The organism is Deefgea chitinilytica (assembly GCF_016881405.1).
GTDB lineage: Bacteria > Pseudomonadota > Gammaproteobacteria > Burkholderiales > Chitinibacteraceae > Deefgea > Deefgea chitinilytica.
Genome location: NZ_WOFE01000002.1, coordinates 403,676 through 416,771, shown reverse-complemented (window position 1 = coordinate 416,771; position 13,096 = coordinate 403,676). Strand labels below are relative to the sequence as shown.

The window sequence follows — 13,096 nt, the reverse complement described above, 5'->3', positions numbered from 1 at the left end:
TGATTTAATATCTTTAATTATTTCTGGCATATACCCTTAAATGGACTACCTTAGAGTTGCCCGAAATATCCTCCCCATGGCTTAAGGACGATGTGTTTTTTGTCGACTGCGCCGCCCATCAAACCATGGCCATCCATCGCAGTGACTTTTTCCCAGCCTTTGGGGAGTGCGATGGTTTGGGTTTGATCGCTCAAATTAAACGCCACTAAGACGTGGTCTTTGCCATTGCTACGCTCAAATAGCAGGATGGGTTCAGTGGCGGCTAAAAATTGAATCTCACCCGTCACTAGCACCGTATTTTTACGCCGCCAAGCTAAAAAACGGCGGCTGAAATTGAGTACGGATTCGCGTGGTTTTTCTTGGGTATCAACTGCCGCAAGGGCGTGCTCGGCTGGAATCGGTAGCCAAGGCTGAGCAACAGTGAAGCCTGCGTTGGCGGCACCCGCTTGCCACGGCATGGGCGTGCGGCAGCCGTCGCGGCCTTTGAATTCGGGCCAGAAGGTAATGCCGTACGGGTCTTGTAGCAATTCAAATGGAATGTCGGCTTCGGTGAGCCCAAGTTCGTCACCTTGATACAGGCAGACCGAGCCACGCAGGCTGGCTTGCAGCGCCATCATCAATTTAGAAAACGGCGCGCCGCCAGTGCCTTTACCCCAGCGAGTCGCCACACGCGGTACGTCGTGATTACCAATCGACCAGCAAGTCCAGCCGGGTTGTTCAAGTGCGGCAAATTTGCCTTCCATCGTTTCAACGATACTGCGAATGTGCGCGGCGCTGAAAGTTTCGGTCAATAAATCAAAGCTGTAGGCTTGATGAAATTTGTCGCCGCCTTCGGTGTATTCGGCGATGCGGCTTGGTGAATCATCGTCGCCAATTTCGCCGATGCTGGCGGCTTTGTATTTATTCAGTAATTTGCGCAGCTTTTTCAAAAATTTAATATTTTCTGGTTGCGACTTATCATATAAATGCTGCTGCATGCCGTAGGGATTGCTCGCCGCGACGCTGGTGGTGTCGGCTACTTTTGCAGGTGGATTATTGCGTAGCTGTTGGTCATGGAAATGGAAGATACAGGCATCAAAGCGGAAACCATCGACGCCACGCTCCAGCCAGAATTCAACCTCAGCCAAAATTGCTTTTTGCACCGCTTTGCAGTGGAAGTTCAAATCAGGCTGGCTGGTTAAAAAGTTGTGCAAATAGTATTGGCAACGTCGACTATCCCATTGCCAAGCGCTACCGCCAAACACTGAGAGCCAATTATTCGGCGGTGTGCCATCGGCTTGCGGGTCGGCCCAAACATACCAATCGGCCTTGGGGTTGTCGCGTGAGCTGCGGCTTTCTTTAAACCATTCGTGTTGATCTGAGGTGTGTGATAGCACCTGATCGATGATGATTTTGAGCTTGGCCTTGTGTGCGACTTTGAGTAGTTCATCAAAATCGTCTAGCGTGCCAAATAGCGGATCAACTTCCCGATAATTACTGACATCGTAGCCAAAGTCCGCCATCGGCGATTTAAAAAATGGCGAAATCCACAACGCATCAACATTGAGTGACTGTAAGTAAGGCATCTGCTGGATAATGCCGCGCAAATCGCCGACACCATCGCCATTACTATCTTTGAAGCTGCGCGGATAGATTTGATAAATCACCGCGCCACGCCACCAGTCTGGATTTTTTTTTGCCATTATGTCGCTTTCCTTGCGAAAAAGTGTGTGCTTTTGCAGAGAAGATGTAATTTTATTACAGCAAAGCTTGCGTCTGTTCCTGAGCAAAGCATAAGATTCTTGTGCTGTGTTGCGCTAGGATTTTCCCTAGTATTTAAGATTGTCCGCATCATTATTGCATCAGAAAACAAACGTAAAACGAGGTATGAATGATTTCGATGGATTCCGCGCAAGTTGACGCTATTTGTACAGGCCAACATTCTGACCCGTTTTCATTGCTGGGCATGCACACAATAGATGGTGTGTTGCAAGTACGCACTTGGTTGCCTGATGCTATTCAGTGTAGTTTGATTGAAGTAAAAACCGGTAAAAAACTGGCTGAGTTTGAGAAAATTGACGAGCGTGGCTTTTTTGCTGTCACGGTTCCACGCCGGAAAAATCATTTTCACTATCGTTTGCGCGTTGAGTGGCACGGCGTTACGGTAGAGATCGAAGACGCTTATCGTTTTCCACCCGTATTGGGTGAAATGGATTTGTGGCTGCTGGCTGAAGGGAATCAGCTGCGCCCTTATGAGCGTCTTGGCACGCATTTTCGCACCATCGACGGGGTGGATGGCGTCGCGTTTGCGGTGTGGGCGCCGAATGCACGGCGTGTTTCAGTCGTTGGAGATTTTAATTACTGGGATGGCCGCCGCCACGTGATGCGTTTGCGCCGTGAATGCGGCGTTTGGGAAATTTTCTTACCCAATGTGGCCGAAGGCCAAGCATATAAATACGAAATTATTGATCAGCATGGCGGCCTGCAAATTAAAGCCGATCCGTATGGTTTTTCGGCAGAATTACGCCCGGCCACAGCGTCACGCGTTGCTCGTCTGCCGGCTTGGGTGGAAGGCACGCAGACGCGTAAAGCTGCTAATGCACTCAATGCGCCGGTGTCGATTTATGAGGTTCATCTGGCATCGTGGCGTCGCCGCCCCGAAGAAGGCAATCGCTGGCTGTCGTATCGAGAGTTGGCCGATGAATTGGTCAAATATTGTGTTGAAATGGGCTTTACCCATATTGAATTGTTACCCATTAATGAGCACCCATTTGATGGTTCGTGGGGGTATCAGCCGCTAGGGCTTTATGCACCTACGTCACGCTTTGGTACGCCAGATGATTTCCGTTTCTTTGTTGAAACCGCGCATGCCAATGGCTTGGGTGTCATCCTCGATTGGGTGCCGGGGCATTTTCCGACCGACACCCATGGTTTGGCCGAATTTGATGGCTCACATTTATACGAGCACAGTGATCCGCGCGAAGGCTTTCATCAAGATTGGAATACGCTGATTTACAACTTTGGCCGCAATGAAGTTCGTAATTATTTAATTGGTAATGCACTGTATTGGTTGGAACGCTACGGGATTGATGGCTTGCGCGTTGATGCCGTGGCCTCGATGCTGTATCGCGATTATTCGCGCAAAGACGGTGAGTGGATTCCAAATCAATTTGGTGGCCGCGAGAATCTTGAAGCCATCGATTTTATGCGCCGCATGAATGAAGTGGTTGGCGTTGAGCGCCCCGAAGCGATTACGCTGGCCGAAGAGTCCACTGCATTCCCTTCGGTATCGCGCCCGCCGGCGATGGGCGGTTTGGGTTTCCACTACAAGTGGAATATGGGTTGGATGAATGACACGCTGTCGTACATGAAAGAAGACCCGATCAATCGTAAATATCATCACAATAAAATGACTTTCGGTTTGGTGTACGCGTTTACCGAAAATTTTGTGCTGCCGTTGTCGCACGATGAAGTCGTGCACGGCAAAGGTTCATTACTCGACAAAATGCCGGGTGATGCATGGCAAAAGTTTGCCAATTTGCGCGCCTATTACGCGTTTATGTGGGCGCATCCGGGTAAGAAATTACTGTTTATGGGTTGCGAATTTGCGCAGGGCGCAGAGTGGAATCACGATGCCAGCCTTGATTGGCATTTGTTGCAGGACGACAATCCTTGGCATCGTGGTGTGCAGCAGTTGGTCAAAGACTTAAATACGGCGTATCGCGCCAATCCAGCTTTTTATCAAATCGATTTTGATCATCGTGGTTTTGAGTGGATTAGCCATGACGATGGCGAAAATTCGATTTTCAGCTTTGTCCGTAAAGGCGAAGCGGAGGATGAATTTGTGCTGGTGGTAAGTAATTTCACCCCCGTACCGCGCCACGGTTATCGTTTGGGCGTGCCAAAGGTAGGCCTGTATCAAGAAATTCTCAATAGTGATTCGGAATATTATGGTGGTAGCAATATCGGTAATATCGGCTTGCCGAGCGAGGGTATTGCCGCACACGGTAGAGCTAATTCTATTTGTATGACAATACCACCATTGGCAACAGTGTATTTGCGCTGGAGTAACGCTTGATGCTAGAACGCGGTACGCCGTACCCGCTGGGGGCTACATTTGATGGCGATGGCGTGAATTTCGCTTTGTTTAGCGAGAATGCCACTGCGGTTGAGTTGTGCTTGTTTGATGAAACTGGCTTGATCGAAACGTCGCGTTTGCCGATGCTCGAGTTCAGCCATGGGATTTGGCACGGGTATTTGCCCGATGCTAAGCCGGGTTTGGTGTATGGCTATCGGGTATCTGGCCCGTATAGTCCGCATGCTGGGCAGCGCTTCAATCCGAAAAAAGTCTTGCTCGATCCTTATGCCAAAGCGGTGGTCGGGCAATTTGTGGATAGTCCTCTTTATCATGGCTATCGGGCAGATAACCCTGATTTGGCTTGCCCAGAGGATAATACATCGGTTGCACTGAAGGGGCAGGTTGTCTCAGAAGCTTATGATTGGGCTGATGATGAAGCACCGCGAGTACCATGGTCGAAAACGATCATTTATGAAGCGCATGTCCGTGGTTTGACACAGCTTCATCCTGATATTCCTGCCGAACTACGTGGTAGCTACGCTGGCTTAGTACATCCGGTGATGCTGGCGCATTACAAAAAGTTGGGTATCACGGCGATTGAGCTATTGCCGGTGCATTTTCATGTCGATGAGCCACGGCTATTGCAATTGGGTTTGCAAAATTATTGGGGCTATAACAGCATCAACTTTTTTGCGCCGGACGCGAGCTATTGGTCCAAACGAGCGGGGACAACGCCCTTGTCCGAGTTTCGCGATATGGTCAAAGCCTTGCACGCAGTAGGGCTAGAGGTGATTTTGGATGTGGTGTTTAACCATACCGCCGAACAAGATGAGATCGGCCCGACACTGTCATATCGAGGGATTGATAACGCCAGTTATTACGTGCTGAATCCGGGGCAGCCCGCTTTGTATGAAAACTGGACGGGCTGCGGCAATGTCCTGAACGTTTCGCATCCACGCGTGTTGCAGATGGTGATGGATAGTTTGCGTTATTGGGTCAACGAGTGTCATGTTGATGGCTTTCGTTTTGATTTGGCGCCAATTGCGGGACGACTCGATGGTCGATTTACGCCGCAAGCGCCGTTCTTTGCCGCGATTGCGCAAGATCCACATTTATCACAAGTCAAAATGATTGCTGAGCCATGGGATATTGGCTCGGGTGGTTACCAAGTTGGGCATTTCCCCTTAGGTTGGGCTGAGTGGAATGATCAATATCGTGATGTGATGCGTAAATTCTGGCTGCACGACGGCGTGAATCGCGCTCTGTTTGCGCGACGTTTTGCCGCATCGAGTGATATTTTCCATAAGCAACGCCGTGCGCCAAAATCATCGATTAATTTTATTACCGCGCACGATGGTTTTAATCTACGCGATTTAGTGTCATACAACCGCAAGCATAATCTAGCGAATAAAGAGCACAATCGAGACGGCCACAATCACAATCACAGTTGGAATTGCGGAGTGGAAGGGCCGAGTGAAGATGAGGGCGTATTGCTATTGCGTTTACGCGCGACCAAAGCACTGTTGGCGACATTATTACTCAGTCAAGGCACGCCGATGTTGTTGGCGGGCGATGAATTGGGTCACACTCAACAAGGGAATAACAACGCTTATTGCCAGAATAATGAAATTACTTGGCTCAATTGGTCGCAAGCGAATCAGGATTTGATCGATTATGTCGCTGAATTAAGCGCAATTCGCCGCGAATGCAGTGTTTTGCAAAATAGTCGCTGGTGGACGGGAGTGCCGGATGAAGACGATATTTTGGATGTGGAATGGCTCAATCCTTCCGGCGCACCGCTGCATGCGCACGACTGGGAAGACGCTGCTGGCCGCGCACTGATGGTGTGTTTGGCGAAAAATCTATTGATACTAATGAATGCATCAGCGCATCAAATTCATTTCCATTTACCTGCCGGCGCTTGGGTTTTACGCCTGGCAAGTACGGGTGATACACAATCGGATTTTAGTGGTAAAGACTGCCGCGTTGCGGCGCGTAGTGTGACGATATTACAAAGAGATCTAAATCAAAATCAGGGGTAAGTTAGTAATGAGTGTTTTAACGGTAGCAACAACTGCGTTCGCTGGGCAACGTCCGGGTACGTCCGGTTTACGCAAGAAAGTCACGGTATTTCAACAGCCGCATTATTTAGAAAACTTCGTCCAAGCGATTTTTGATGTGGTGCCAGAACTCAAAGGCGGCACGCTGGTGCTGGGTGGCGATGGTCGTTACCACAATCGCGCCGCAGTGCAGACGATTTTGCAAATGGCCGCCGCCAATGGCGTGGCCAAGGTTTTGGTCGGGCAAGGAGGTTTGTTGTCGACGCCTGCGGTGAGTTGTGTGATTCGCAAACATGGGGCGGTCGGTGGGATTGTCTTGTCAGCGTCGCATAATCCCGGCGGGCCGGAGGGTGATTTCGGCATTAAATACAATGTGACCAATGGTGGCCCTGCGCCAGAAAAAATCACCGAAGCGGTCTATGAGCGTACGACAACGATTACTGAGTATAAGATGTATAAGGCTGCGGCCATTGATATTGAATCGCTAGGTGAATATACCCTTGGTGAGATGCAGGTGAAGGTGATTGATCCGGTCAGTGATTACGCCGAATTGATGGAAAGTCTGTTTGATTTCGATGCGATTCGTGCTTGGTTCGCTTCGGGCAAACGGATGCGTTTTGATGCGATGTGCGCCGCGTCTGGTCCATACGCGACTCGCATTATTGAAGGTCTGCTCGGCGCGCCGAAAGGCACGGTAGTCAACGGTGTACCACTTGAAGACTTTGGTGGCCTGCATCCTGATCCAAATCCAGTGTATGCCGATGATTTGGTTGCACATTTGTCAGCCGCGGATGCGCCAGATTTTGGCGCGGCCAGCGATGGTGATGCGGATCGTAATATGGTGTTGGGACGTAATTTCTTGGTGACACCATCCGATAGTTTGGCGGTGATGGCGGCGAATGCGACGCGAATCAAAGGCTATGCTGCAGGCATTGCGGGCGTAGCGCGCTCAATGCCAACCTCATGCGCCGTAGATGCAGTGGCGAAAAAACTGGACTTGCCTTGCTATGAAACGCCAACAGGCTGGAAGTTTTTCGGCAATCTGCTCGACGCAGGCAAAGTGACTTTGTGCGGTGAAGAAAGCTATGGCACGGGTTCTGGCCATGTGCGTGAAAAAGACGGTGTATGGGCGGTATTGTTTTGGCTGAATTTGCTGGCGGTGACGGGCAAATCAGTAGAGGAGATCGTGACGGCGCATTGGCAACAATACGGCCGCCATTTTTATTCGCGCCATGATTATGAAGCGGTGGATACCGAAGCCGCTAATGGCTTGATGGCGCATTTACGTAGCCAGTTAGCAGGGCTAAAAGGGCAAATACTAGGCTCATTTACGGTGGCGCTGGCGGATGATTTTGCCTATGACGATCCGATTGATGGTTCGCGCAGCGAGAAGCAAGGAATTCGCGTGGTAATGACCGATGGTAGCCGTGTGGTGTTCCGTCTTTCTGGTACAGGGACAGAAGGGGCGACGCTACGCGTTTACTTAGAAAAATACGCTGCAGATGCTGCGCAGCATGGCGTCGCAACGCAAACGGCTTTGGCTGAGTTGATCGTGATTGCAGATCAATTGGCACAAATTAAAACGCGTACTGGTCGCGATGCCGCGACGGTCGTGACCTAAATCGGAGAAGAAGATGGAAACCCAACTGATTGATAAAGCCACATTAGCCCGTCAATTGCCCAGCCGCGCAGTGGCCTTGGTGTTGGCTGGCGGTCGCGGTTCGCGTTTGAAGCAATTGACTGATCATCGCGCTAAGCCCGGCGTGTATTTTGGCGGCAAGTTCCGGATTATCGACTTTGCTTTGTCAAATTGTATTAACTCGGACATTCGCCGAATCGGCGTGATTACGCAGTATAAATCGCATTCTTTGATGCGCCATTTACAACGCGGCTGGTCGTTTTTGCGCAATGAAATGAATGAGTTTGTTGATGTATTGCCTGCGCAGCAACGCGTGGCTGATGAGCATTGGTATCGCGGTACTGCCGATGCAATCTATCAAAACTTAGACATTTTGCGCACGTACGAATCCGAGTATGTCGTCATTTTGGCGGGTGATCACATTTACAAAATGGACTATTCACGGATGCTGGTCGACCATGTCCTGCTTGGCGCAGAGGTTACTGTGGCGTGTATCGAAGTGCCGCGCGCAGAAGCGCATGCATTTGGCGTGATGGCGGTGGATTCGACACGGAAAATTGTCGACTTTGTCGAAAAACCAGAAAATCCACCTGCGATGCCGGGCAATGACAATGTCTCGCTCGCGTCGATGGGCATCTACATTTTTAATACCAAATATCTAGAGCGCTTGTTGGAAGAAGATATCGTGCTAGAAGGCTCAACACATGATTTCGGCAAAGATTTGATTCCAAAAGCCGTGGGTGAAGGCAAAGCATTTGCGCATCCATTTAGTCTCTCTTGTGTGATGAGTGATCAGAAAGCACAGCCATATTGGCGCGATGTCGGCACCGTAGATGCGTATTGGGCTGCCAATCTGGATTTGGCATCAGTCACGCCAGATTTGGACGTATACGATACCAATTGGCCGATTTGGACCTTGCAAGAGCAATTGCCGCCCGCCAAGTTCGTGCAAGACTTCAACGGTAGCCATGGAATGACGCTTAATTCTTTGGTGTCCGGTGGTTGTATTGTGTCGGGTTCCTTGGTGATTAACTCAGTGTTGTTCTCGCAAGTACGGATTCATTCATTCTGCACCATTGATTCAACCGTGGTATTGCCGCAGGTGACGATTGGTCGCGGTTCGCGTATTCGTCGCTGCATTATCGATCGTGGTTGTGTGCTGCCGGAAAACACCATCGTTGGTGAAAACGCGGAAGAAGATGCCCGCCGTTTCCACCGCAGTGAAACGGGAGTCGTGCTGATTACCAAAGACATGTTGGCCAAACTGTAAAGAACGATCATTAAACTCTGAGGCTTGCTTGGCTTAGTGGATTGCTCAGATTAATTTACACAGGATGCTCACAATGCGCGTACTGCATGTTTGTGCGGAAATGTTTCCATTATTAAAAACGGGTGGCTTGGCCGACGTTTCTGGTGCTTTGCCTTTGGCCTTGGCACCGTTAGATTGTGATGTGCGGGTCTTATTGCCTGGCTTTCCCAGCATATTTGCCGGGCTCACGATTGATGGTGAAGTGACTCACTTTGATACGTTTGCCGGTGCGGTGCGTTTGTTGTTTGGCAAAACAGCTGATGGTGTCGGCGTGTATGTGATTGACGCGCCGCATTTGTATGACCGCGGCGGTAATCCATATCAAGACGGTAATCATCATCCTTATGCTGATAATCATCTGCGATTTGCCATCCTTGGCTGGGTGGCGGCGCGAATTGCCGAAGGCTGCGATGGATTTTGGCGTCCGAGTGTCGTGCATGCTCATGATTGGCACGCAGGGTTGGCGCCAGCGTATTTGGCGGCGGTGGGTCACCCGGCCCGGAGTGTGTTCACGATTCACAATCTGGCGTATCAAGGCGTATTTTCACCATCGGATTTTGCTGCGGTTGAATTACCCGCGCACTTTTTTGACGTCAATGGCGTTGAGTTTCACGGTCATTTGTCGTTTATGAAAGCGGGGATTTACTTTGCTGATCGCGTGACGACGGTATCGCCGACGTATGCTGCTGAAATAACCGGAACTGAGCAAGGTTGCGGTTTGGACGGTTTATTGCGAGATCGCGGCGGTGCGTTGTCGGGCGTGCTTAATGGCGTGGATGATGCGATTTGGAATCCGGCGCACGACGCCTTGATTGCTGCCAGTTACACCCCTGAAAAGCCCGCCGGCAAAGCAAAATGCAAAGCCGCATTACAAACCATGATGGGTTTGGAGGTGGCCGCTGATAAACCAATTTTTGCCGTTGTTAGCCGTTTAACAGAGCAAAAAGGCTTGCACTTGGTATTGGCTGCTTTGCATGAAATCACTGATCGTGGTGGTCAGTTTGTGCTGCTTGGTAGTGGCGATGCCGCGATGGAAGCGGCGTTTCGTGTGGCCGCTGCCGAAAATCCAACTCAAATCGCGGTGAAGATCGGGTATGACGAATCATTCTCGCATCAAATTATGGCTGGTAGCGACGTCATTATGGTGCCAAGCCGTTTTGAGCCTTGCGGGCTTACGCAGCTCTATGGTTTGAAATATGGTGCTTTGCCACTGGTGCGCCGCGTTGGTGGGCTGGCTGATACGGTGGTTGATTGTTCATTGGAAAATTTGCAAGACGGTATTGCCACTGGCGCAGTATTTAACGGGTTTTCTAGTGAAGAACTCACCCGGGGTATTCGCCGGATGTTTGCACTGTGGGCGCGTCCTAAAGAGTGGAAAGCAGTGCGCCAGCAAGCGATGAATTCAGATTTTGGCTGGCATACCGCAGCAACAGAATATTGTGCTTTATATCGTGCGCTAGGCGCATAACGCAGCCTTTGGCCACATCCCGTTTAACTAGGAGTAATCCATTTATGAGTTTGCCATTTCTATACGATTCAGCGAATCAGCATGATGCTGAATCAATGAAAAAAGCCATCGCCAATAAATTAATGTACTCAATTGGTAAAGACCCGCGGGTAGCACAACCGAAAGATTGGATGGACGCGACCTTTCTTGCTGTGCGTGACCAAATGGTCGAGCGCTGGATGGAAACCACTCGCGCACAATACTCACAAGATGTGAAACGTGTGTATTACCTCTCAATGGAATTCTTGATTGGCCGCGCTTTGTCCAATGCTTTATTGGCCTTGGATATGGAAGATGTAGTTCGCGCTGCGCTCGATGAAATGGGGGTTGATTATGATGAGCTGGTTGGTTTAGAACCGGATGCGGCCTTAGGTAACGGTGGTTTGGGGCGTTTGGCTGCTTGCTTTTTGGATTCGATGGCGACTTTGGGCATCCCGGGGATGGGTTATGGGATTCGCTATCAGTTTGGGATGTTTAAGCAACGCATTATTGAAGGTCGTCAAGTTGAGGTGCCCGATACCTGGTTGGGCTCGGTGAATATCGTCGACTTTCCGCGTGATGAAGTGTGCTATCGCGTTCGTTTTGGTGGTCGACTTGAGTTAGAAGGTAAAAAAGTGCGTTGGCTCGATAGCCAAAACGATGTACTGGCAGTGGCGCACGATATCGTGATTCCAGGCTACGCAACCAAATCAACTAATACACTGCGTTTATGGACTGCGCGTTCAACGCGTGAAATCAATCTGAAAAAATTCAACCAAGGTGATTATTTCTCGGCGGTGGAAGAGAAAAATCTCTCTGAAAACGTATCACGCGTGCTGTATCCGGATGATTCAACGTATGTGGGCAAAGAGCTGCGTTTGCGCCAAGAGTACTTTTTTGTTGCCGCTAGCTTGCAAGACATTATCCATCGTTATTTGAGCACTCACGATAATTTGGATCGCTTGGAAGACAAAGTCGCGATTCACTTAAACGACACGCATCCGGTGTTGGCGATTCCTGAATTAATGCGCATTTTGCTTGATGATTACAATTATGAGTGGGATGAAGCATGGGCGATGACCAGTAAGGTCTTTAGTTATACCAACCATACGTTGATGTCCGAAGCCTTGGAAACATGGCCGGTGGACATGATTGGTCGCTTGTTGCCGCGTCACTTGAAAATTATTTTTGATATTAACGAAGCCTTTTTGAAAGAAGTCGCATTGGTGGTGCCGAATGACACAGACTTTTTGCGTCGCGTGTCTTTGATCGAAGAGCATGGTGATCGTAAAGTACGGATGGCGTATCTAGCTGTCGTTGGTAGTCATAAAATCAACGGTGTTTCAGCGCTGCACTCGGATTTGATGGTGGAGTCGATTTTTGCCGACTTTGCGCGTTTGTATCCAGAGCGTTTTACTAATGTCACCAATGGCGTGACACCACGCCGCTGGTTGGCCTTGGCCAATCCATCCTTATCTAAACTGATTGATGGGGCGATTGGCCAAACGTGGCGTGCTAATTTGACTGAGTTGGCTGAATTGAAAGGCTCGGCTGATTTCCCGCAATTTGTTGAAGCGTTCCGTGAAGCCAAGCTCGAAAACAAAAAACGTTTGGCCAATTATGTCGCGCGTACTTTGGGTGGCGTGATTAATCCACATGCGCTGTTTGATGTGCAGGTGAAACGGATTCATGAATACAAGCGTCAGTTACTGAACGTGTTGCATGTGATTACCCGTTACAACCAAATTTTGGCCAACCCAGACAAAAACTGGCAACCACGTGTAGTGATTTTTGCCGGCAAAGCCGCTTCAGCCTATCACATGGCCAAATTGGTGATTCAACTCATCAATGATGTCGGCATCAAGATCAATAATGATCACCGCATTGGCGACAAGCTCAAAGTGGTGTTCCTACCGAATTACAGCGTCAGTTTGGCGGAAATCATTATTCCAGCGGCTGATTTGTCGGAGCAAATTTCAACTGCCGGTACTGAAGCTTCAGGCACTGGCAATATGAAATTTGCCCTGAATGGCGCTTTAACGATTGGTACGCTCGATGGTGCTAACGTTGAAATGCAAGACGCCGTCGGTGCCGATAATATGTTTATCTTTGGTAATACCACGGAAGAAGTCGGCGAATTACGCGCCAATGGTTACAATCCGCGTGCAATTTATGAGGGCAATAAAGATTTACGCGATACGCTCAATATGTTGGCTTCAGGCTATTTTAGCCCGACTGAGCCAGAGCGTTATCGGGTGATTTTTGATGTGCTGGTCAATTGGGGCGATCATTATCAGCTCCTTGCGGATTTTGAATCTTACGTGGCCACCCAAGCTAAAGTAGATGCTTTGTATGCCAAGCCAGAAGAGTGGGCCAAACGTGCAATTTATAATGTGGCTGGCATGGGGCATTTCTCGTCGGATCGCACCATTAAAGAATACGCCGACCGCATTTGGTATACCAAACCGGTCAAACTTTGATGTGATGAAGTGTAAAAGATGAGGCCTACGGTGTAGACTCAGCTGAAATCTGTTTTGACGGCGAC

6 protein-coding genes and 1 pseudogene are annotated in these 13,096 nt (G+C 49.5%); 6 read left to right on the top strand and 1 reads right to left on the bottom strand.

Features of this window, described 5'->3' with window-relative positions; genetic code table 11:
• Positions 1–50 precede the first annotated feature (50 nt).
• Complete coding sequence (locus GM173_RS07630; protein ID WP_203570762.1) at positions 51–1,682, bottom strand: alpha-glucosidase family protein; 1,632 nt, start codon at positions 1,680–1,682, stop codon at positions 51–53.
• Between the two features lie 212 nt (positions 1,683–1,894).
• On the opposite strand from GM173_RS07630, the pseudogene glgB reads away from it, so the two are divergent.
• The 6 genes and pseudogenes from glgB to GM173_RS07600 all read left to right on the top strand — a co-directional run.
• Positions 1,895–4,057 (top strand): annotated as a pseudogene (gene glgB / locus GM173_RS07625) (1,4-alpha-glucan branching protein GlgB); the annotation flags it as partial.
• The gene (gene glgX / locus GM173_RS07620) at positions 4,057–6,099 is read left to right on the top strand and encodes a glycogen debranching protein GlgX (protein ID WP_203570760.1); all 2,043 of its coding nucleotides are present in this window, start codon (positions 4,057–4,059) and stop codon (positions 6,097–6,099) included. The pseudogene glgB and the gene glgX, both read left to right, overlap by 1 nt.
• 7 nt (positions 6,100–6,106) lie before the next feature.
• Positions 6,107–7,738: an alpha-D-glucose phosphate-specific phosphoglucomutase gene (locus GM173_RS07615; RefSeq protein ID WP_203570759.1), complete on the top strand. Its 1,632-nt coding sequence runs from the start codon at positions 6,107–6,109 to the stop codon at positions 7,736–7,738.
• Between the two features lie 13 nt (positions 7,739–7,751).
• Positions 7,752–9,026, top strand: a complete 1,275-nt coding sequence (gene glgC, locus GM173_RS07610) for a glucose-1-phosphate adenylyltransferase (RefSeq protein WP_203570758.1) — start codon at positions 7,752–7,754, stop codon at positions 9,024–9,026.
• Positions 9,027–9,099: 73 nt separating this feature from the next.
• Entirely contained in the window at positions 9,100–10,533 is a 1,434-nt protein-coding gene (gene glgA, locus GM173_RS07605) for a glycogen synthase GlgA (RefSeq protein ID WP_203570757.1), read from the top strand.
• Between the two features lie 44 nt (positions 10,534–10,577).
• Entirely contained in the window at positions 10,578–13,031 is a 2,454-nt protein-coding gene (locus GM173_RS07600) for a glycogen/starch/alpha-glucan phosphorylase (RefSeq protein WP_203570756.1), read from the top strand.
• Positions 13,032–13,096 lie beyond the last annotated feature (65 nt).